Source organism: Asticcacaulis sp. P2_C5, from assembly GCF_056404555.1.
Genome location: NZ_JBFUDU010000003.1, coordinates 486,632 through 508,038 on the forward strand (window position 1 = coordinate 486,632; position 21,407 = coordinate 508,038).

Consider the following 21,407-nt stretch of genomic DNA (forward strand, 5'->3'; position numbering starts at 1 on the left):
GGTTGACCCCTCATCCGGCCCGTTGGGCCACCTTCTCCCCTCAGGTGGGGAGAAGGGAAGGGCGTCGATACGTCTGAGATGATTTAGAAAAACGCCTGCAAGCCCGTCTGTGCGCGGCCCAAAATCAGGGCATGCACATCATGCGTGCCTTCATAGGTATTGACCGTTTCCAGGTTCTGGGCGTGGCGCATGACGTGGAATTCTTCGTGAATCCCGTTGCCGCCGTGCATGTCACGCGCTTGGCGCGCAATATCCAACGCCTTGCCGCAATTGTTGCGCTTGATGATCGAGATCATTTCCGGCGCGACCTTTCCGGCGTCGAACAACTGTCCGACGCGCAAAGCCGCCTGTAGTCCCAGCGAAATCTCGGTCTGCATATCGGCCAGCTTCTTCTGGAACAACTGCATCTGCGCCAGGGGCTTGCCGAATTGCTTGCGGTCCAGCCCATATTGCCGCGCGCGATGCCAGCAATCCTCGGCCGCCCCCATGGCGCCCCAGGCAATACCGTAGCGCGCCCGGTTGAGACAGCCGAACGGCCCCTTCAGACCGCTGACACTCGGCAGCAGGGCGTCTTCCGAAACCTCGACGCCCTCCATGACGATTTCGCCGGTGATCGAGGCGCGTAAAGAGAGCTTGCCGTGGATCTTCGGCGCGGTCAGGCCCTTCATGCCCTTGTCGAGCACAAAGCCCTTGATCTGGCCGTCATGTGCGTCCGACTTGGCCCACACGACAAACACATCGGCGATGGGAGAGTTGGAAATCCACATCTTGGTGCCGGTCAGACGGTAACCGCCGTCGATTTTTTCGGCCTTGGTGCGCATCGAGCCAGGATCCGAGCCCGAATCCGGCTCGGTCAGGCCGAAACAGCCGACCCATTCGCCGCTGGCCAGCTTGGGCAGATATTTGATCCGCTGGTCTTCCGTACCGTAGGCGTGGATCGGGTACATGACCAGGGACGACTGCACGCTCATCATCGAACGGTAGCCGGAATCAACGCGCTCGACCTCGCGCGCCACCAGGCCATAGGCGACGTAAGAGGCACCCGCGCCGCCATATTGCTCCGGCAGGGTAGCGCCCAGCAGACCCAGTTCGCCCATCTCATTGAAGATATGGCGATCGGTATATTCCTCGCCATAGGCCTTCAATACGCGCGGCATCAGGGCGCTTTGCGCATAGTCGCGCGCGGCCTCCATGATCATGCGTTCGTCATCCGACAACTGCTCGCTCAGCAGAAACGGATCGTCCCAAACAAACTCAGACATCGAACTTCACGCCCTGGGCCAGCGGCAGTTGCGTGCCGTAATTGATGGTGTTGGTCGCCCGGCGCATATAGGCGCGCCACGAATCCGAACCGGATTCGCGTCCGCCGCCGGTTTCCTTTTCGCCACCGAAGGCGCCGCCGATTTCAGCGCCCGAGGTGCCGATATTGACATTGGCGATGCCGCAGTCGGAGCCGGCTGCCGACATGAACAGTTCGGCTTCGCGGATGTCGTTGGTGAAGATCGACGACGACAGGCCGGCGCCAACGGCGTTCTGCAGGGCCACAGCTTCGCGGACATCGCTGTAGCGCATGACATAGAGGATCGGCGCAAAGGTTTCGCGCAGCATCGGGCCTTCGTGGGCGGCCATTTCGACGATCGCCGGACGGACATAATAGGCGTCTGCCCCGCCGACCATGACGCGCTCGCCGCCGTCGATCGTGCCGCCGGCGGCCTTGGCGTCGGCCAGGGCCTTTTCAAAGCCGTCAAACGCCGCCTTATCGATCAGCGGCCCGACCAGGACGCCGTCCTCCATCGGATTGCCGATCTTGACCGAGGCATAGGCCTTCTTCAGGCGCGGAACCAGGGTGTCGTAGATGCTGTCGTGGACGAACAGGCGGCGCAGGGTGGTGCAGCGCTGGCCAGCCGTACCCATGGCCGAGAAGGCGATGCCGCGCAGCGCCAGGTCGAGATCGGCCGTCGGCGCGATGATGGCGGCGTTGTTGCCGCCCAGTTCCAGGATCGAGCGGGCGAAACGCGCCGCCAGCTTCGGACCGACGGCGCGGCCCATGGCGGTCGAGCCGGTGGCCGAAACCAGGGCGACCTTGTCGTGGTCGACCATGACTTCGCCGATGTCGCGGGCGCCGATGATCAGGGCCGACAGGCCGGCCGGGGCGTCATAACCGTCGTCGACATAACGCTTCAGCGCGCGTTCGAACAGGGCGTGGGTCGCCAAACCGGTGAGGGGCGACTTTTCCGATGGCTTCCAGACGATGGCATTGCCGCAGACCAGGGCCAGGGCCGCATTCCATGCCCAGACGGCGACCGGGAAATTGAAGGCCGAAATGATGCCAACGACGCCCAGCGGATGCCAGGTTTCCATCATACGGTGGCTGCTGCGTTCCGTGGCGATGGTCAGGCCGTACAGTTGGCGCGACAGGCCGACCGCGAAATCGCAGATGTCGATCATTTCCTGGACTTCGCCCAGGCCTTCCGAGGTCACCTTGCCGACTTCGATCGACACCAGCTTGCCCAGTTCGGCCTTGTGCGCCCGCAGTTCTTCGCCGAACAGACGGACCAGTTCGCCGCGCTTGGGCGCCGGTACAACGCGCCAGTCGAGGAAAGCCTTGTGCGCGGCATCGATCGCCTTGACGGCGTCGGCAGCCGGCGTCTCGACGACGTGGGCGATGGTCTCGCCGTCGACCGGCGAATGTACGGTCATGCTTCCGCCGATATAGGTGGCGGCGTCAACACCCAGGTTGTTCAACAGCTTGGCGACGTCCTCGCCGGTACGGGTTTTTTCAGTGATCATGGTCTTCGTCCTTTGGTGTGTGGTCGGCCGTGATGACCCCTCCGACGCTTCGCGCCACCTCCCCCTTCCTTCGGAACAGGGAGGAGGGTGGCTAATCTCCCTCCTCCCTGTCATCCCGAAGCCGAAGGCGCAGGGTGATGGGGAGGGGGACCGCGAAGCGGTGGAGGGGCTATGTCACGTTCGGCCTTGGCATGGTGTCTACAGAATTCAGATGGTTTAAAAACGCGCTCCGGCCAAATGCACGGCCTGAGCACCAACTTCATACATAACTTCCTTGGCCACCCGCAGCTTCGCCTCACGCGGCGCCGTCACAGGCAGCGGCAAATCCTCTTCGCCCCGGTTTCCGGCGATCAGTTCGGCCAGGGTCCGGCCCATGACCGTGCCCGGCGCGATTCCCCGGCCATTATAGCCGCTGATCCCGACAACCCGATCGGCAAACTTGTGGAACCTGGGCAGATTATCGTCGGTCATGCCGATAAAGCCGTACCATTCGGCCTCGAACCTGACCTCGCCGAGACCCGGAAACAGCTTGTTTAGCGCGCGCAAGGCCCAGCCGCGATGCACGGCCTCACCCATGCCGCGCAAGGCGCCGACACTGCCGAAGACCAGCCGGCCGCGCGCATCCATGCGGAACGACGACAGAACCTCCTTGGTGTCCCAGACACCTTCGTGGCCGGGCAATATCCTGGCGCGCGCGGCGTCGCTCAGAGGTTCGGTGGCGAAGTTGAAATAGGGCAGGTGGACCTGCTCGCGGCGGATAATTTCCCATGGTCCCTGGGTATAGGCGTCGGTCGCCATGACCACCCAGTCGGCCGTCACTGAACCCTCAGGCGTGCGTACAATCCATTTGGTGCCGTCGGCCGTCACATCCACTACCGGGCTGTCGGTATGAATGACCGCGCCCTCGGATATTGCCGCCGTCGCCAGGCCGCGGACATAGGCCAGGGGCTGGATCGTCCCTGCGCGCAGATCGAGCAGGGCGCCGGAATAGGCCTTCGTGCCGACGCGCTGCGCCGTTTCCTCGGCCGACAGTAACCTGACCGGCGCACCACGCGCCTGCCACTGCGCCTCGCGTTGTTGTAATTCTTCGAGCCCCGATTGGCCGACCGCACAATGCAGGGTGCCATGGCGCTGCAACTCGCAGGCAATGCCATAGGCGTCGACAATGCCGAAGACGGCCGAGGGCGCGTCGCCCAGCAATTCCAGCAGGCGTTGGCCATGCACTTCACCCAGTACCCTGGGCAGTTCGTCGGGCATGACCCACATGCCGGCATTGACCAGCCCGACATTGCGACCCGAGCCGCCGAAGCCGATCGACTTGGCTTCCAGCACGACGGCCTTGACCCCGCGTTTGGCGAGGTGCAGGGCGCATGAATTACCGGTAAAGCCCCCGCCGACAATGGCGACGTCACACGAAATAGCCCCGCCCAGCGCCGTGGTGACGGGCGCGGGCGGGGCTGACATGTCCCAAAGTCCGTGAGTTGTGGGGCGTACGGACATGGATTGGCATTGGCCTTTAAGGTTGGACTCGCAAAGGTGTGTTATTCTTTTTCGGTATATGTACCTTGCTATTTTCGCGCAATATAGCGCTATTTAGGCAAGACTTCATTCCATTTTGGAATTACCTATGCTCGCTCCACGCCGCTTTCTGCCATCGCTGTCGCACCTCCAGGCCTTCGAAGCCGCCGCCCGCACCGGCAGCGTCACCCTGGCGGCGCGCGAACTGAACCTGACGCAAAGCGCGGTCAGCCGGCAGATCAAGGCGCTGGAGGAGCAGCTGGAGGTCGAGCTGTTTCACCGCGAGCGCCAGACCATCCGCCTGACACCGGGCGGCGAGGCCTATGCCCGCGACATCCGCGACGCCCTGAAAAAGATCGGCACAGCCTCGCTGAACCTGCGCGCCAATCCGCTGGGTGGGACGCTGAACCTGGCCATATTGCCGACCTTCGGCACGCGCTGGCTGGCGCCGCGCCTGCCGTCCTTTCTCAACAACAATCCGGGCATTACCCTCAACCTTGTCACCCGCCTGACACGTTTCGACTTTGCCCTGGAAGCGGTCGATGCCGCCATCCACCACGGTAACGGCGAATGGCGCGGCGCCGAGACCATCCTGTTACGCACCGAATATGTCATCCCGGCCTGCAGCCCGGCCTTACGCGAGCAATATGCTTTTGCGAACGCTGCCGATGTCCGCCAGGCGCCTTTGCTGCACCTGACGACGCGGCCGGATGCCTGGGAACGCTGGCTGCGCCTGCACAATGCACCGGCCGAACACGTCCAGGGCATGTTGTTCGACCAGTTCGCCACCGTGGCCCAGGTCGCCCGCGCCGGCCTGGGTGTCGCCCTGCTGCCGACCTTCCTGATCGAGGAGGAACTGCGCACCGGCCAGCTGGTGCCGGCGCTCGACATCGACGATGGTGGCGCCATGAAAAACGCCGAGGCCTATTTTCTTGCCTGGCCGGTGGGGCGCGGCGACCATCCGCCGCTGGTCGCCTTTCGCGACTGGATTCGTGCCGAGACGGCGGCGGATCGGACGTAAATCCCATTGCCACCCTCCGCGCAGCGGTCTACCACTCGGAAAAAACCGGGAGCCACCCCCATGCACATTCTTAGCGCGCACGACCTTATCCAGGCCCTGCCTTACGACGTCCTGACGCGCGATCTGCCGCCGCTTTTGCTGCGCAAAACCGATGCCCCACAACGTCATATCCATACCCTGCACCAGGCCGGCGAACCCGACGCGTCCCTGCTGCTTATGCCGGCCTGGAGCCATGGCATGGGCGGCGTCAAGATCGTCAATGTCACGCCCGGCAATGTCGCGCGCAGCCTGCCGGCCGTGACCGCCAGCTACCTGCTGTTCGATGCGGTGACCGGAGAACATAAGGCTTTGCTGGATGGCGGTGAACTGACCGCCCGCCGCACCGCCGCGGTCGCCGCCGTGGCCGCCGATCGCCTGGCTGTACCGCATGCCCATAAATTGCTGCTGATCGGGTCTGGGCGTATCGCTTCGGAACTGGCGTTTGCCTACCGCGCTGTGCGTGATATCCGCGAGGCGGCGGTCTATAGTCCGACCCAGCGCAATGCGGCGGCCCTGGCGCACAAACTGCGCGATAACGGTTTTGCTGCAGCGGTCTGCGAAGACCTGGCGGCCGGCGTGCAGCATGCCGATATCATCGCCTGCGCGACGCTTTCCCATCAGCCTTTGGTCCGCGGCGAGATGCTCAGGCCCGGCCAGCATGTCGCCCTGATCGGCGGCTATACGCCCGACATGCGCGAAGCCGATGACGCTGCCATCAAGAGCGCCCGTATCTGGGTCGATACCCATGCCGCCATGAGCGAGGCCGGCGACCTAGTCCAACCCTTGTCGCACGGCATTATCCGTTATGAAGATATCCGGGGCACCTTGTCGGACCTGTGCGGCCATGCGGCGGTTGCCGATCGCGAAACCACCATCACCCTGTTCAAGAGCGTCGGCGACGCAGCCCAGGACCTGGCAGCGGCGGCTATAGCTTTGAGGTAGGTTTCAAACTCCGCAGATCGTGGCTTGCTCTTGAATCCGCCTCTTCCCGTCACTTTACGGGGAGAGGCCGGCGCGAAGCGCCGGGTGAGGGGCAAATTCCACATCAGATGCAACAACTCAGTCGGTGGTGGATAGTCAAGCGTTCATGGCCGCCTCCGCCCTCTGAAACTTTTCATAGGTCATATCAAATGCTTGAATTTGCACGTGCGTAGACGCCGTCTCGACAGTGGAATTTGCCCCTCACCCGGCTCGCAAGCTCGCCGGCCTCTCCCCGTAAAGTGACGGGAAGAGGCAAATAAAGAGCGAACCCGCTCTTTCTACCCCTTACCAGCTCAACACAACCTTGCCGGATTGGCCCGAGCGCATGGCATCGAAGCCAGCCTGGAATTCTGCCATCGGCAGACGGTGCGTGATGATCCGTTCCAGCGGGAAGCCGGCCTCGATCAGCCCCAGCATCTTGCGCCAGGTTTCGAACATTTCGCGGCCATAGACACCGCGCACAGTCAACGCCTTCATGATCACATCGGACCAGTTGACCGTGGTTTCACCCGCCGGGATGCCCAGCAGAGTCAGGGCCCCGCCCATGCGCAGGTGTTCGATCGCCTGGGGGATGGCCGGCCGCGCGCCGCTCATCTCCATGGCGACGTCATAGCCGTTCACCACGCCCAATTCGCGCCGCACATCGTGCAGGTCTTCCTTCGATACATCGACGGTGCGCACATCTGCCACCCGTCCGGCCAGTTCCAGCCGATACGGATTGATATCGGTGATCGTCACCGTCCGCGCCCCGACAAACCGCGCCACCGCGGCGGCCATGATGCCGATCGGCCCGGCGCCCGTCACCAGGACATTGGCGCCGACCATGTCGGTTTGCTGCACGGTATGAACGGCATTGCCAAACGGATCGAGCACCGCACCCAGTTCGTTCGACACGCGTTCGGGCAGCGGCACGACATTGAACGCCGGCAGGGCGAGATATTGCGCAAAAGCGCCCGGCCGGTTGACACCGATACCCTGGGTATTGGGATCGAGATGGAAGCGACCCATTCGCGCCGCTTCGCTGTCCATGTCGATGATATGGCCTTCGCCCGACACACGCTGGCCCACCGTTAGCGGTCGTGTCACGCGCGATCCGATTTCGACAATCTCGCCGGCGAATTCGTGGCCGGTGATCATCGGCACGGGAATGGTCCGCGCCGCCCAGTCGTCCCAGTTATAGATATGGATATCGGTGCCGCATATGGCGGTATGGGTGATACGGATGATCACCTCGTCAGGCCCGCACACCGGCACCGGCGCTGTGGTCTGCCACATGCCAGGTTCGGCCTTCAGCTTGGCCAATGCAGTCATAGTCTTGGTCGTTGTTGCATCCACGGTCAGGGGTCTCACATCGTCGCTCATTGGATCACTCCCAAAGACTGGCCAACCTTGGTAAAGGCCGTAATCGCCGCATCGATTTGCGCAAAGCTGTGCGCCGCCGACATCTGGGTGCGGATGCGCGCCTGGCCGTCGGGCACGACCGGATAGGAAAAGCCGATGACATAGATGCCTTCGTCGAGCAGCTTCGCCGCCAGCTCTTGCGCCAACTTTGCTTCGCCCAGCATGACCGGGATGATGGCATGGCTACCGGGCAGCAGGCGAAACCCGGCCGTACTCAGACCATCGCGAAACCGCGCCGCATTGGCGTCGATGGCTGTGCGCAGATCGTCGCCAGCCTCGGCAAGATCGATCGCTTTCAGTGACGACGCGGTCACAGCCGGGGCCAGGGCGTTGGAAAACAGATAGGGCCGCGATCTCTGCCGCAGCAGGTCGACCACCGGCTTTTTCGCCGCTACATAGCCACCCATGGCGCCGCCCAGCGCCTTGCCGAAGGTGCCGGTCAGGATATCGATCTGATCGCTGACCTTCAGTCGCGCCGCGGTTCCGGCACCTTTCGGGCCGACAAAGCCCGTGGCATGGCAATCGTCGACCATGATCAGCGCATCGTAACGCCCGGCCAGTTCGGCAATGCCGTCGAGCGGCGCGAAATAGCCGTCCATCGAAAACACACCGTCGGTGGCGATCAGGACCGTCCGCGCGCCGGCGGCCCGCGCGGCTTTCAACTGGCTTTCCAGGTCGTCGAGATCTGCATTCTTGAAGCGGTAGGTTTTCGCCTTGCACAGCCGCACGCCGTCAATGATCGAGGCGTGGTTGAGGCTGTCGGAGACAATGGCGTCCTCGGCCCCCAGCAGCGGCTCGAACACGCCGCCATTGGCGTCGAAGCAGGCGGCGTAGAGGATGGCGTCTTCCTTGCCGAGATAGGCGGCGATCCTGGCCTCCAACTGCTTGTGCAGGTCCTGGGTACCGCAGATAAAGCGCACGCTGGCCATGCCCGAACCGTAGCGCAGCAGGGCTTCGCGCCCGGCCTCGATGACCTCAGGGTGATTGGCCAGGCCGAGATAGTTGTTGGCGCAGAAATTGATGACCTCGCGGCCGTCGCTCAGGCGCAGGGCCGGGCTCTGGGGCGAGCTGATGACGTGTTCGGGCTTTTGCAGGCCGCGCGTGACGATGTCGGCAAGGGTATCATCGACCCGGGAATAGAAGTCAGCGCGCATCGGCGACCCTCCGCATAATTAGGCGCCTTCTCTTACACCTGCGGCAAAGTCGTTACAACTGATATTAAATGTGATTACGGACTTGAGGACGTCGCAGCCTCGAATTTCCGTCTCCGAAAAATTAATATTTTATTCAACATCTTAACAAATCACTTCTTCAACAACCTTCGGTATCAATTCACCCAGGCGTGAATTGAAAGAACCGATATTGACCCGATATCTAAGTGACCTCGATGGATTTGGCGTTGTAAAGTCGTCCTTTGGCGACGACGGCTCCGGTCGATTTCACAGGGTGGCAGCCTTCGAAGATCGCACAGATTTGTGGCTTTCCACAGGCATTGCGTCAGCCCCAATAGCTTCGACGTCAGCCCTTTTGGCTCCCATCCTGTCGGAGCACACGGCCATAGCTGTACAGGCCAATGCGGGACTGGGCTCTGCGACACTGGGTTCCGCGAGCCTGGGCGCCGCCACCGCCGCCTTGGTGCTTCCCGCGGCTGAAAACGGCGAGATTTCTTTTATCAGCGGTGTTGACGCGACCGGCCACGTGGCGGCGCAGAGCTTCTGGAACCAGACCTACCCAGGATATGGCTCCACCAGCCAGGGTGCCAAGTGGGGCGCCGCGGCGATCGGCAGCGCCGGTGGGACGGTGAGCTTCGGTTTTGATGTTGCGTCCGGCTGGTCTGCGACCGAAAAGCAGGTCTTCATCAGCTGTCTGACCCTGTGGTCCGATGTGGCCAATATCAAATTTGTCCTGACAGACGATGCCGGAGCGGCCCAGATCCGCTTTGTCCGGGGGCATGATGGCGGCGCCTATGAACAGGTCACCAGCCAGTCCGGTGGGGCAGTCGCCGTTGGCTCGACCAATCTTCACACCCTGAACAGTGTCATCATCTCCGTTGACACCAGCCAACCGGGTTTCGGGCCGATAGACGGTCAGTTCGACACCTATGGCGGCTATGTCTGGCAGACGATCGTCCATGAGACGGGCCATGCATTGGGCCTGGGCCACGCCGGAACCTACAACGGCAACTACCTGCCGACAGACCAATTTTCCGCCTATGACATGCGCCTCTGGTCGATCATGTCCTATATCGACCCCAGCGACAAAACCGTCAAATACGCCTCTTCCTATCCGGTGAAGGACGCCAACTGGGGCCGGACGGCGCAGGGCTATGCCTACGAGCCGACAACGCCGATGGGCCTGGATATACTGGCCGTCCAGCGTCTTTACGGTGCGCCGGCGACGACGACTCTGAATGGCGGCGAGGTCTTCGGATTCAACAGCAATATCGAGGACGCGGCCGGTATCTTCTTCAACTTCGCTGTCAACCGCCATCCTGTCGTCACCCTGTATGACCGGGGCACAGGCAATACACTCGATCTCTCGGGCTACAGCCTGAACTCGACGGTCAGCCTGGTCGACGGGACGTTCAGCAGTGTCAATGGTGCACTCGAGAACATCTTCATCGCCTACGGCACCATGATCGACACGGCCATCGGCGGCACAGGCAAGGACAGTCTGACCGGCAATGCCAATGCCAACAAGCTCAATGGCGGCGCCGGCGCCGACACCATGACCGGCGGGCTGGGCAATGACACCTTTGTCGTCGACAACACGGGGGACGTCGTGGTCGAAGCGGCCGGCCAGGGCGTCGACCTGGTACTGTCAAGCGTCACTTTTTCGCTGGGCGTCAATGTCGACGACATCACCCTGACCGAGTCGGCCAGCATCAATGCCACAGGCAATGCCCTGGCCAATCTTGTCAATGGCAATGCCGGCAACAACGTCCTGGACGGCCTGGTCGGTGCCGATACCCTGCAGGGTGGCCTGGGCAACGACACCTATTATGTCGACAATGCCGGTGACATCGTGACCGAAGGTGACGGCCAGGGTAGCGACCTGGTAAGGGCCGCGGTCAGCTACAGCCTGGGCGCCTATGTCGAGAGCATCGCGTTGCTCGGTACCGCCAATATCAACGCCACCGGCAATGCGCTCAACAATGTGCTGACCGGCAATACAGGCGCCAACAATCTGAGCGGCGGCAGCGGCGCCGACACCATGACCGGCGACACCGGCAACGATACCTACACGATTGACACGGCCGCAGACGTTGTCGTCGAAATCGCCGGGCAGGGCACGGATACGCTGAACAGCGCCATCACCTTCGACATCGGCGCCTTGTCGATCGAGGTCCTGACCCTGACCGGCAGCCTGGATATCAATGGCTATGGCGATGCCCAGGCCAACACCATCACCGGCAATAGCGGCAAGAACCTGATCGACGGCCGTCAGGGCGCCGACATCATGGCAGGCGGGCTCGGCAACGACACCTACCTGGTCGACAACATCGGGGACGTGGCCAACGAAGCCGCCGGCCAGGGTGTCGACCTGGTGCTGACGCGCGTCACCTATACGCTGGGCGTCAATGTCGACAACATCACCCTGGCCGAGTCGGCCAGTATCAATGCCACCGGCAATACCCTGGGCAACCTTGTCGTCGGCAATGCCGGCAACAATGTCCTGGATGGCAAGGGCGGGACCGATACCCTGCAGGGCGGTCTGGGTGACGACACCTACATTGTCGACAATGCCGGTGATATCGTAACCGAAGCCGATGGCCAGGGTACGGACCTGGTCCAGGCGGCCGCCAGCTACATACTGGGCGCCAATATCGAAAACATCACACTGCTCGGTACCGCCAATATCAACGCGACCGGAAACGGGCGCAACAATGTGCTGAACGGCAATGCCGGCGCCAACAGCCTCAATGGCGGCAGCGGCACGGACACCCTGACCGGCGGGCTCGGCAATGATACCTACGCGATTGACGCTGCGGGCGACGTTATTGTCGAGATCGCCGGACAGGGGACCGATGCGGTCAACAGTGCGATCAGTTTCGACATCGGCACCTTGTCGATCGAGGTTCTGACCCTGACCGGCACGAGCGACCTCACCGGCTGCGGCAGTGCCCTGGCCAATACGATCAACGGCAACAGTGGCAACAACCGACTCGATGGCCGCCAGGGCGCCGACGTCATGGCCGGTGGATTGGGCAACGACACCTACGTCGTCGACAGCACAACCGACTCTGCGGTCGAGGCCGCCGGCCAGGGAACCGATCTGGTCCTGGCCGCCATCAGCTTCACGCTGGGTGTCAATGTCGAAAACATTACCCTGACCGAGTCCGCCCATATCAACGCAACCGGCAACACCCTGGCCAACTTCATCACTGGCAACAGCGGCAACAATGTCCTGGATGGCAAGGTTGGCGCCGATACCCTGCAAGGGGGGCTGGGCGATGATACCTACTATGTCGACAATGCCGCAGATCTGGTCAAGGAGCTGAGCGGGCAGGGCGCCGACCTGGTCTATGCCTCTGTCACCTACCTGCTGGGCGCGACATCCTTTGTTGAAAGTCTGACCCTGATCGGCACGTCGGCGATTGGCGGCACGGGCAGCGAGATTGCCAATACACTGACCGGTAATGCGGCTGCCAACACCCTGGACGGCGGCAGTGGTGACGACCTGTTGATCGGAGGCGGTGGCAATGACATCCTGATTGGCGGCAGCGGCGCGGATATCTTCCAGTTTGGAACGCTGGGCGGCAAGGACACGATCAGCGACTTCCACGCCACTCAGAACGATCGGATCAACATCCACGCCATCTCCAACGGCGTGGTCGGCGGTGGCGGCGTGATCCTGTCGCAGTCTGGAAGCAATGCGATCATCGACCTCGGCGGTGGTAACATCATCACCGTGCTCAATGCGTCAGCAACAGAAGCGAGCTTTCTCAGCCATATCGTCTGGTAAGCGCTGGATTGCGCTCTAGCCGAAGGCCACGTGACCGTGGCCGGTTTCGTCTTCGATCGCCGTTATCACGGCCTCGATCAATGCCGCCTGCACGATCGGTTTCACCACGGCGCCATCGAACCCGAGCTTCAAAAGTTGCACCCGGTCGGTCGCGGAGAAGCCCAGGATCGGTGCATACCGGTTCGGCCCGGGCTGGCTGCGTATCTGCGCCATGGCGCCGACGCCGTCGAGGTTCGGCATGCGGTAGTCCATCAATATGGCGTCGAAAGGACAGAGCCGTGCCGCTTCGACCGCCGCCACGCCGTCACAGGCTTCCAAGACCTCAGCGCCGGCACTTTCCAATAGGGCGCGCGCCAGTTCACGATTGGTAGCATTGTCGTCGGTGACCAGAATTCGCATCCCGTCGAGGCGTTGCTTGTGGCGCTCCTCACCGCTCAAGGTCGCCGGGTCCAGGGCGGGGGCAGGCAGGCGGAAATGAAATGTCGACCCTTGGCCCACCTGGCTGGTCACGCCGATCGCGCCGCCCATGGCCTCGACCAGCCCTTTGCAGATGGCCAGGCCCAGACCGGTGCCACCATGCTTGCGCGTCGACGACCCGTCGACCTGTGAAAAGCGTTGAAACAGCTTGGCTTGATCATCTTGCGTGAGGCCGCAGCCCGTATCCTCGACCTCGACAGAGAGCTGTTCGTCGCGATAGTCGAGCCGCAGGGTGACATGGCCGCTGTCGGTGAATTTTATGGCATTGCCGAGCAGGTTGAGAAGCACCTGGCGATAGCATTCGGGATCGAACAGCAGCGTATTGGGGATGGCGCCCTCGACTTCGAAATTCAGGCGGATTTCCTTGGCCTCGGCCTGCAATTGCAGCAACGACAGGAGTTCTTCCGACATCTCGACGGCGTGGGCGGCGCACAGTCTTATATCGAGCTCGCCGGCCTCCAATTTTGAGAAATCGAGGATATCATTGACCACGGACAACAAAGCGTTGCCGGCCGTTGCAATCCGCCCGGCATAGCGCCGCGTTTCGTCGGACAGGTCGGCGTGGTCTTGCAACAGACCGGAAAAACCGATGATGACGGTCAGGGGGGTGCGGATCTCGTGGCTCATATTGGCCAGGAAGTCGCCCTTGACCGCCGCCGCAGCTTCGGCCTCCCGCATGGCCGCCTCCAGAGCCTGTTCCTGGGCGACCTGGGCGTCGACACCGCGGATAACATCAACAAAGGCGGCGGTCGCGGCATCGCCGTTGACCAGCAGGGATGGGCTCGATTCCAGCCATGTCCAGGCTTTGTTCCGGACGTGCCAGGCGCGCCAGCGTACCCGCAAGCCGGTCTCGCCATGGGCGGTGCGGGCAAAGACGTCGCGCAGGCCGGGCAGGTCGTCGGCGTGGATATAGTCTGTCGGATTGCGTTCCGTGGCTTCGGTGGCGCTGACGCCCAGAAGTGTCCGGCTGGCGGCGGACACGAAGAGCGGTCGGCCATCCAGAGTCGTGGTGACGATCATGTCGCTACTGTTTTCGGTCATCAGCCGGTAGCGCGCCTCGGCTTCCATCCGCTCGGTCAAGTCGATGACCTGGGCAATATAATGCTTCGGCCGGCCGTTGTGTTCGCGCACCGCCGATACCGACAGATTGACCCACACCGCCTTGCCATCCTTGCGGATATAACGCTTGTCCAGCTCGTAATCCGGGATCGCGCTATCGTGCAACTGGTCCAGCAGGCTCAGATCGCGATCGAGATCGTCGGGATGGGTGATTTTCTGGAAATCCGAGGCGACCAATTCAGCCTCGTCATAGCCAACCAGAGCGCACAGGGCACCGTTGACCTTCAGGAAACGGCCGTCGAGCCCGACCAGGGCGACGCCGATCGGCGCGTGCTCGAAGGCTGTTTCGAACAACTGCGTCTGGGCGATGCGGGCGGTGATGTCGTGCATCATGGCGGTGAACTGCCAGCAGTCGCCATATCGCCCGGCGCTGAGCGCCATTTCGATGGTAAATTCGCTGCCGTCGCGGCGCAGGGCAGGCAATTCCAGGCGCTGGCCGATAACGGTGGGCTGACCCGATTGAAGAAAGCGCGTCAGGCCGGCGTTATGGGCGGCGCGGAACCTTTCGGGGATCAACATGTCGACAAACGGGCGGCCGAGCGCTTCGGCCTCCATCCAGCCGAAGATGGTGGCCGCCTGGCTGTTCCAGCCGGTGATGCGACCATCCGCATTGGCCGAGACGATGGCCTCCTGCGCATTGGCGATCAGTGTGGCGAGGCGAGCCTCGCTGGCCTGGGCGCGGGCGCTTTCGGCTTCCAGGCTGGCCTCGGCCTCGCTCATCCGGCGCGATGACATCAGGGCAAGGACGGTAAGGCCGATCATGGTGCCCAGAGTCACCAGGGCCAGGCGCAATTCCGGCGTGATCAAGCCAATCTGCGATGCTTTCAGGGTTAGTAACGAGAGGGCGGGGGGCAGGACCACAATGGGGATCAGGATACGGCGCATCATCCGGCCGGTGGCGCGGCCTTCGCCGATGACCTTCAGCCATGCGACCTCGGGACGCAGCGCCAGGGTGGCGACGGACAGCAGGCAGACGCCGGCGGCGGTATGCAGGGCCAGGTCAGTGTAGCCGATGACACCGCGCGCGCTTTTGACGCCCAGCAGATAAGCCATCAGCGAAATCGCGCCGATTAGCAACGGCGCGATAGCGAGCCAGAATTGCAGGCGCGCCGGCATGGCTTTTGGACCAATCCTATGTGTCGCCAGCAGGGCAGCGAGGACGGTCAGGCTGAGCGCGGCGCCTTCGGACATGCGGCCGGGATGGCGTGGATGCGGCAGTTGCTGCAGGACCTCGTTGCTGTACATCAAGGTATCGAGAAACAACGGCGTGCGCATGACAAAGGCGAACAGGGTCATGGCGCCCATGGCCAGGGCCAGGCAACTGGCGGCGATGCGATAGGGGCGGGGGGCGTCGGGAAAGGCCAGGACACTGCCCAGCAGGACGAAGGCGATGGCGGTCGGCGGCTGCATGCTGATCAGGCCGGGCAGGATCGCGCGCAGGATCAGGATATCGAACTGCCATCCGGCAAGGACGGCCAGGCCCAGGCCAAGGCAGACAACACCCAGTTGCCGGCTGAGCCGGGGCCAATCGATAGCCATGGGGGCGATGGGCATGGAGGGGTACTCGTATGGTCTGGCAGAACGCCCGACCCTGCACGAATAACCTTAATATCCGGATACCTCAGGTCATGTTCCGCTAAGCGGGTCAATAGATGTTAGGGCCGGGATTGCTGCCATCGCCTTCGCAATAGCGATTGGGATCGGCCAGGATATCCATGCAGGTGTTGATGCCTTCATCGATGGTCGCTGGCCGGTTCTTGTCCCCGCTATGCCGCGTAGCGTCGTAATAGCAGCGCAGCTTGCCGGAGTTGCCCTCGACCATGACCACGGTGCCGGACGGAAAGCCGAAATCATTGCGCAGCGAATAGCGGAAACCGCGACTGTGCGCCGCGGCCTCTTCGGCCAGGGCGAACCCGGCCATGTCCTCATAGTCGTCGCGCGGCAGGCCGATTTCGCGACGCAGATCGTTACGCCCGCACGAGGTCAGGATCTGCGTGCCGTCGCCGACAATGCCGTCGAAAACGGTCTGCGGCTTGCCCGGTTCGCGGCACACCGGCATCAGTTGCACCTGGCAGTCCCGGTTGTTGGCAGGATCGAGGCAATAGGCTTTTCGTTGGGAAAAGTTCTCGACATAGGCGGGGGCGCCGCGAAAGAAGGGCTCATCCTGCAGGGTGTCGAGTTTGAAATCGCCATTCGTCGCCGACGCGCCCTGCTTGTAATTGTAGGCATGGCGATAGGTGTGACACAGGCCGCGTCGGTCGATGTTCAGGCTTGCCAGGGTCATGGGTTGCCACGTGTCCGGGCCGTCATGGGCGTCCGGGGAACAGCGCAGGCCGGGGATCAGGCGCGCCTTGCCTTGGTCGCCGAACACCCAGGCCAATGGCAGCCTCTTGCTGTGACAGATATAGCCGACTCCCGGCACGCCATTGTAAAGGCAGAACAGGGTCATCAACCCGACCAGCAGGGCCAGGCCTCCGGCGATCCATGCCTTTGGGCTTTTACGCTTTTTCGTCATTGTTCCCCCCGCTGTCCGCATCCCCCGGACGGTGGTTATACACCAACACCCAGCCACCCGCCAAGCTGTTGGTGTGCGCTATGCTTCGGGTCTTATTAAAAAAGCAGTCCTCCCCCGTAACGCCCTGCGGGCTACGGTGGAGGACTGCCTTTTCGGGATTTCGTGATGTCTATTCACGATAGCGCAGAGCTAGCGGGATTACCCGGCAAGCCGTCCTAAAACCCCCAGCGGCGGTCGCCTTCGCGTGAATTGAACTGCATTTCGTTAGCCTGGCTCGGCGCATATTGCGGCCGCGGCGCGGTCAGGCCGGCGTCCTGAAGCACGGCCATGATGCGGGCGTCATACTCTTCGCGCAGGCGCGCCTTGTCGACAGCGATCCCCTTGTCGAGCAGCATCTCATCGACATCGTCCATGACGAACAGTTCGTCGATATAGCACGCCATATCGTCCAGGCTCTTGACCAGGCGGGTGTGGCTAAGGCAAGCGCCGTCGCCCAGCCGGATCATCCAGTCGCGGGCAAAGTCGACATGATAGGCGACGTCGCGGGCAGCGCGTGAGGCGATTTCAGCGACCATCTTGTCGGACGATCCGCGCAAGGCTTCCAGCAGGACCAGTTGCCAGTTGGAAAACAGGAACTGCCGCGCCAGGGTCTGGGCGAAATCGCCGTTCGGCTGCGCCACCAGGCGGCAGTTGCGGAAGTCATTGGCGTCGCGGCGGAAGGCCAGGGTGTCGGCGTCGCGGCCGTCATCGCTGATCCGGGCCGCCAGTTGCAGCCAGTCCGTGCCCTGGCCTACCAGGTCGAGCGCCAGGCTCGACAGGCCCAGATCGACCTCCAGGCAGGGGGCGTGGCCGCACCACTGGCTCAGCTTTTGACCGAGAATGAGGGCGTCGTCACCGAGACGCAAGGTGTAATCGAACAGGGGATTGCGCATGGCCAAATGCCTTTTCGTCTTATATTTTTATATGGACCTGGGGTACGGACAAGCGAAGCGCCGACACGGAAATGCTGCGGTCAAAAAGTGCAGCATTTTTCCCTGAAATGCGGCAGTGCAAACGGCGGCGGGCATTGTGGCGTTTCTCTTGTTGTTGATTTTCAACGTACTAAATTTCACATTAAGGGTCAAACGTGAATTTGACGTTTATGTCAAATCTTGCAAGAGGCGGCCAAATTCGCAAAAATTTCCGAAGGGTCCGTCTAATAAATCATATAAAATGCTGCATGTTTGTGCAGGTTACAGTTACGGATTGGTCAGGCTATCATGGACGACTTCAAGCAGGCTGTCCGGCGCCGCAGCATCTTCCGTCAGCTCCCAGATCATGATCCCGGCAGTCTTCTTCGCTGCCAGCCTGGCCTTGGCGCGCAGGGTTGGGCGGCCATTATAGGTGACGTAGGAACAGCCAGGGCAGCGCGTGCCCTGGACATCGCTCTCCGAAGCCTGGGCACCGAATCGCACCAGGATTTGGCGATAGTCGTTCCACTGCGCGTAGTCGCCGAAGCCATGACCGTAGAAGGGCACGCCCAGCACGATCTTGTCCTTTGACGCTCCGCGCGCCCGCCACACAGCGATATCGTCCTTGGCCATCTGCAGGGTGGAATGTTCGTCGCCGGCGTGGCCCCAGGTCGGTCCGACGCCGTCATAGGACATGATATTGATATAGTCGAAACTGGCGATGGAGCCGGTCGGAATCATGCCGTCTTCGTTCGAAGCCGTAGCGCAGGTCAGCAGCTTGCCGCGGGCGTGCAGGCCGGTTGCCAGCTCGGCCGCGAACGGCACGTATTCGCCGGCACGGTCGATCGCTGTCAGCACGTCCCATTCGAGATCGACATCGATTCCGTCGAGTTCGAAGTCGTCGGCAAATTGCAGCAGATTGGCGACCAATTGTCCGCGCTTTTCCGGGCTCAGCAGGTCGACCCACGATCCGGAGCAGGTCGGGATCTGGCCGCCGCCTAATGAGACCAGGACCTTGACGCCGTTGTCATGGGCCTTTTTGACGATATCGCGGATGTCCTGGGCCGGCACCATGCCGCCCGTTGCATTGTCGGAACAGGCCAGGACATCGCCATTGACGATCCGGCCCTGCGGATCGGGGTTGACGAAGGCGATATTGATATGGGTCAGCTGGCGCATATTGACGCTGGCCAGGGCAGGGCGGAAATCCTTGAAGGTCGGCAGGTAGCCGATAACGACGGGCGCCGGCTTTTCCTTGGCGAAGACGGGGTTTGCGAGCATGGCAAGGGCGAGGGTTGCAGCGGCGAGGCGGCGGATCATGGTCGTTTCCCTGTCTGTTTTTCTTACCTTGGCACTGCCCTTGGTCATGTTCAATAAGACCAATCCGATTTTTGCACTGCGGTATTGAGCTCACGGCGGGAAATGGCTATTTTGCCGCCAGATGATCTCCGGACGAGGTGCGCCGTACCCGGTCAAGACAAGACGACGCAACCCGGAGCCTTGTCATGTCTATGCTTTCCAAAACCCGGATACCCGTCGGCACCCTGTCGACCATCGCCGTCCTGATCTCGATCGTTTCGGTCCAGGTCGGTGCGTCCTTCGCCAAGCAGCTGTTCCCCGCCCTGGGCGCCGAAGGCGTCACCGCCATGCGCCAGGGCTTCTCGACCCTTGTCCTGTTCGCCCTTTTCCAACCGTGGAAGGGTGGGCCGCAGAGCCGTAAGGACTGGCTCCTGGTGCTGCTGTACGGCACCTTGCTCGGCGTCATGAACCTGACCTTTTACATGGCCGTGGCGCGCCTGCCCCTGGGTATCGCTGTGGCGCTTGAATTCACCGGCCCCCTGACGGTCGCCATCCTGTCATCGCGCAAATGGACGGACTTTATCTGGGTCCTGTGCGCCGTGGCTGGCCTGTTGATCCTGCTGCCGCTGAAGCCCGGTCCGGGTGGACTCGACCCAATGGGGCTGCTGTATGCCGCCATCGCGGCCGTGTGCTGGGGCGTCTATATCATCCTGGGCCAGAAGATCAGCGACCGGATGAACGGCGGCAAGGCCGTGGCGCTCGGCATGGCCTTTTCCAGCATCTTCACCGTGCCGATCGGTATTGCCGTCGCCGGCAGCGTCTTGTGGCAGCCGCATTACCTGCTGCTGGGCTTGGGCGTGGCGGTCCTGTCGGGTGCCATTCCCTATACGTTGGAAATGCTGGCCCTGAAGCACATTCCGGCCAAGACCTTCAGCCTGATGATGAGCCTGGAGCCGGCGGTTGCCGCACTGGCGGCCCTGCTTATGCTGCATGAACTGCTGACCCTTTGGCAGTGGCTGGCGATCGGCCTGGTCATCATCGCCTCGGCCGGCAGCAGCCTGACCGCCAAGCGGACGGTGGACGCCGTGGCGGAGTAAACTTAAGTCTGAGGAAGTCCAGTAAAACCGGACACGGTGCCAAGCTTATGTCGTTCTCCATGAAGGACAGCACATAACAGGCAAACGCGGGGATGCGACTTTTACTTGCCCTGAGCCGTCGGCAGGCACCCGTTATCTCGGCCCACTGCGTGTCCACCCGACGACTTTCTTGCTGCAGGCCATTGCCTTATATTTACAATTCGCAGGCAATTCCCGATCAGAAAAAGAGCTCCCGTTGGCTATAGTCAAGCGACCAGGCGGGTGCCCAAAGCACCTTACGCTCGGCTTCTGACGAAAAGGGATACGCTATGAAAATCGCCATATTAGTCTTGGCCTCCGCCGTGTTGCTGAGCGGTTGTGCAACCGACGGCATTGGCACCGGGGCGCTTATCGGGGGCGTCGGCGGTGCTGCCGTAGGCGCTGCGACCGGCAATGACGTCGTCAAGAGCGCAGCGGTCGGAGCCGTCGCGGGCGCCGTAATCGGATACGTTGTCGAGCAGGGCAAGAAGCGTGAACTTTACAGCGATGGCAATGGCAATAGTTACTGGGTGGATGACAACGGCAAGCGGCATTACAAGAACTAAAGTAGCCAGAGCGCAATCCGGCAAGGTGTGCAGCACGTTTGGTTTCGCCGAACTTCGTTTCGCATAGCCAACCCGTTATAATGGCGGTCTAATTTCCGGCTCGGGCGCCAGGCGAACGTTCGCATGGCGCCCGAGCCGGAAAGTTATTGTCGGCATTGCTGTGCTGATCTCGATCGTTTCGGTGCAGGTCGGCGCGTCTTTCGCCAAGCAACTGTTTCCCGCCCTGGGCGCCGAAGGCGTCACCGCCATGCGCCAAGGCTTCTCGACCCTTGTCCTGTTTGCCCTTTTCCAACCGTGGAAGGGCAGGCCGCAGAACCGCCAGGACTGGATACTGGTGCTCCTGTACGGCGCCTTGCTCGGCGCCGTGAACAGCGTTCTCTGGCAGCCGCATTACCTGCTGCTAGGCTTCGGCGTGGCGGTCCTGTCGGGTGCTATTCCCTATACGCTGGAAATGCTGGCCCTGAATCATATTCCGGCCAAGACCTTCAGCCTGATGATGAGCCTGGAGCCGGCGGTCGCCGCCCTGGCGGCCCTGGTCATGCTGCACGAACGGCTGACGCTTTGGCAGTGGCTGGCCATCGGCCTAGTCATCATCGCCTCCGCCGGCAGCAGCCCGACTGCCAAGCGGACGGTAGACGCCGTGGCGTAAAC

Annotated in this window: 15 protein-coding genes and 1 riboswitch; of the genes, 6 read left to right on the forward strand and 9 right to left on the reverse strand. The window is 62.1% G+C overall.

What is annotated here, in order from left to right; genetic code table 11:
* Window positions 1-83: 83 nt before the first annotated feature.
* From AC1DXO_RS08075 to AC1DXO_RS08085, 3 genes are all read right to left on the reverse strand, one after another.
* Window positions 84-1,262, reverse strand: coding sequence for an acyl-CoA dehydrogenase (locus AC1DXO_RS08075; RefSeq protein WP_476977608.1), 1,179 nt, complete (start codon window positions 1,260-1,262; stop codon window positions 84-86).
* On the reverse strand, window positions 1,255-2,790 hold the full coding sequence (gene amaB, locus AC1DXO_RS08080; protein ID WP_476977609.1) for an L-piperidine-6-carboxylate dehydrogenase: 1,536 nt from the start codon (window positions 2,788-2,790) through the stop codon (window positions 1,255-1,257). The genes AC1DXO_RS08075 and amaB overlap by 8 nt, the downstream gene beginning before the upstream one ends.
* Before the next feature lie 216 nt (window positions 2,791-3,006).
* On the reverse strand, window positions 3,007-4,254 hold the full coding sequence (locus AC1DXO_RS08085) for an NAD(P)/FAD-dependent oxidoreductase (protein WP_476977610.1): 1,248 nt from the start codon (window positions 4,252-4,254) through the stop codon (window positions 3,007-3,009).
* 163 nt (window positions 4,255-4,417) lie between these two features.
* Between AC1DXO_RS08085 and AC1DXO_RS08090 the strand changes: the two genes are divergently transcribed.
* On the forward strand, window positions 4,418-5,329 hold the full coding sequence (locus AC1DXO_RS08090) for a LysR family transcriptional regulator (RefSeq protein ID WP_476977611.1): 912 nt from the start codon (window positions 4,418-4,420) through the stop codon (window positions 5,327-5,329).
* 60 nt (window positions 5,330-5,389) lie between these two features.
* Window positions 5,390-6,310, forward strand: a complete 921-nt coding sequence (gene lhpI, locus AC1DXO_RS08095; protein ID WP_476977612.1) for a bifunctional Delta(1)-pyrroline-2-carboxylate/Delta(1)-piperideine-2-carboxylate reductase — start codon at window positions 5,390-5,392, stop codon at window positions 6,308-6,310.
* 324 nt (window positions 6,311-6,634) lie between these two features.
* On the opposite strand, the gene tdh is transcribed toward lhpI, so the two are convergent.
* Window positions 6,635-7,711, reverse strand: coding sequence for an L-threonine 3-dehydrogenase (gene tdh / locus AC1DXO_RS08100; protein WP_476977613.1), 1,077 nt, complete (start codon window positions 7,709-7,711; stop codon window positions 6,635-6,637).
* Window positions 7,708-8,904 carry a glycine C-acetyltransferase gene (gene kbl / locus AC1DXO_RS08105; protein ID WP_476977614.1) on the reverse strand — a complete coding sequence of 399 codons (1,197 nt, stop codon included), beginning with the start codon at window positions 8,902-8,904 and terminating at the stop codon, window positions 7,708-7,710. Before kbl ends, tdh begins: the two co-directional genes overlap by 4 nt.
* Window positions 8,905-9,277: 373 nt before the next feature.
* Here kbl and AC1DXO_RS08110 point away from each other — a divergent pair, with 373 nt between their 5' ends.
* On the forward strand, window positions 9,278-12,715 hold the full coding sequence (locus AC1DXO_RS08110; protein ID WP_476977615.1) for a M10 family metallopeptidase C-terminal domain-containing protein: 3,438 nt from the start codon (window positions 9,278-9,280) through the stop codon (window positions 12,713-12,715).
* A 15-nt stretch (window positions 12,716-12,730) separates the two neighbouring features.
* Here the strand turns inward: AC1DXO_RS08110 and AC1DXO_RS08115 are convergent, their stop codons facing one another.
* The 4 genes from AC1DXO_RS08115 to AC1DXO_RS08130 form a co-directional block, all read right to left on the reverse strand.
* Entirely contained in the window at window positions 12,731-15,865 is a 3,135-nt protein-coding gene (locus AC1DXO_RS08115; RefSeq protein WP_476977616.1) for a PAS domain-containing hybrid sensor histidine kinase/response regulator, read from the reverse strand.
* Between the two features lie 91 nt (window positions 15,866-15,956).
* Window positions 15,957-16,826 (reverse strand): hypothetical protein, encoded by an 870-nt coding sequence (locus AC1DXO_RS08120; protein ID WP_476977617.1) that lies wholly within the window; start codon window positions 16,824-16,826, stop codon window positions 15,957-15,959.
* Between the two features lie 215 nt (window positions 16,827-17,041).
* On the reverse strand, window positions 17,042-17,758 hold the full coding sequence (paaC, locus tag AC1DXO_RS08125; protein ID WP_476977618.1) for a 1,2-phenylacetyl-CoA epoxidase subunit PaaC: 717 nt from the start codon (window positions 17,756-17,758) through the stop codon (window positions 17,042-17,044).
* Window positions 17,759-18,064: 306 nt separating this feature from the next.
* Window positions 18,065-19,096, reverse strand: coding sequence for a glycosyl hydrolase family 18 protein (locus tag AC1DXO_RS08130; RefSeq protein ID WP_476977619.1), 1,032 nt, complete (start codon window positions 19,094-19,096; stop codon window positions 18,065-18,067).
* A gap of 108 nt (window positions 19,097-19,204) precedes the next feature.
* Window positions 19,205-19,268: riboswitch (guanidine-III (ykkC-III) riboswitch) on the forward strand.
* Window positions 19,269-19,281: 13 nt separating this feature from the next.
* On the opposite strand from AC1DXO_RS08130, the gene AC1DXO_RS08135 reads away from it, so the two are divergent.
* The 3 genes from AC1DXO_RS08135 (at window position 19,282) to AC1DXO_RS08145 (ending at window position 21,405) form a co-directional block, all read left to right on the forward strand.
* The gene (locus AC1DXO_RS08135) at window positions 19,282-20,172 is read left to right on the forward strand and encodes an EamA family transporter (protein ID WP_476977620.1); all 891 of its coding nucleotides are present in this window, start codon (window positions 19,282-19,284) and stop codon (window positions 20,170-20,172) included.
* Between the two features lie 308 nt (window positions 20,173-20,480).
* The gene (locus tag AC1DXO_RS08140; RefSeq protein WP_476977621.1) at window positions 20,481-20,756 is read left to right on the forward strand and encodes a hypothetical protein; all 276 of its coding nucleotides are present in this window, start codon (window positions 20,481-20,483) and stop codon (window positions 20,754-20,756) included.
* 160 nt (window positions 20,757-20,916) lie between these two features.
* Window positions 20,917-21,405: an EamA family transporter gene (locus AC1DXO_RS08145; protein WP_476977622.1), complete on the forward strand. Its 489-nt coding sequence runs from the start codon at window positions 20,917-20,919 to the stop codon at window positions 21,403-21,405.
* Window positions 21,406-21,407: the final 2 nt, after the last annotated feature.

What these genes read in the sequence shown, in the direction of transcription:
- AC1DXO_RS08075 (WP_476977608.1), bottom strand. Translation starts at nt 1,262, where the DNA reads ATGTCTGAGTTTGTTTGGGACGATCCGTTTCTGCTGAGCGAGCAGTTG.
- amaB (WP_476977609.1), bottom strand. Translation starts at nt 2,790, where the DNA reads ATGATCACTGAAAAAACCCGTACCGGCGAGGACGTCGCCAAGCTGTTG.
- AC1DXO_RS08085 (WP_476977610.1), bottom strand. Translation starts at nt 4,254, where the DNA reads ATGTCAGCCCCGCCCGCGCCCGTCACCACGGCGCTGGGCGGGGCTATT.
- AC1DXO_RS08090 (WP_476977611.1), top strand. Translation starts at nt 4,418, where the DNA reads ATGCTCGCTCCACGCCGCTTTCTGCCATCGCTGTCGCACCTCCAGGCC.
- lhpI (WP_476977612.1), top strand. Translation starts at nt 5,390, where the DNA reads ATGCACATTCTTAGCGCGCACGACCTTATCCAGGCCCTGCCTTACGAC.
- tdh (WP_476977613.1), bottom strand. Translation starts at nt 7,711, where the DNA reads ATGAGCGACGATGTGAGACCCCTGACCGTGGATGCAACAACGACCAAG.
- kbl (WP_476977614.1), bottom strand. Translation starts at nt 8,904, where the DNA reads ATGCGCGCTGACTTCTATTCCCGGGTCGATGATACCCTTGCCGACATC.
- AC1DXO_RS08115 (WP_476977616.1), bottom strand. Translation starts at nt 15,865, where the DNA reads ATGCCCATCGCCCCCATGGCTATCGATTGGCCCCGGCTCAGCCGGCAA.
- AC1DXO_RS08120 (WP_476977617.1), bottom strand. Translation starts at nt 16,826, where the DNA reads ATGACGAAAAAGCGTAAAAGCCCAAAGGCATGGATCGCCGGAGGCCTG.
- paaC (WP_476977618.1), bottom strand. Translation starts at nt 17,758, where the DNA reads ATGCGCAATCCCCTGTTCGATTACACCTTGCGTCTCGGTGACGACGCC.
- AC1DXO_RS08130 (WP_476977619.1), bottom strand. Translation starts at nt 19,096, where the DNA reads ATGATCCGCCGCCTCGCCGCTGCAACCCTCGCCCTTGCCATGCTCGCA.
- AC1DXO_RS08135 (WP_476977620.1), top strand. Translation starts at nt 19,282, where the DNA reads ATGTCTATGCTTTCCAAAACCCGGATACCCGTCGGCACCCTGTCGACC.
- AC1DXO_RS08140 (WP_476977621.1), top strand. Translation starts at nt 20,481, where the DNA reads ATGAAAATCGCCATATTAGTCTTGGCCTCCGCCGTGTTGCTGAGCGGT.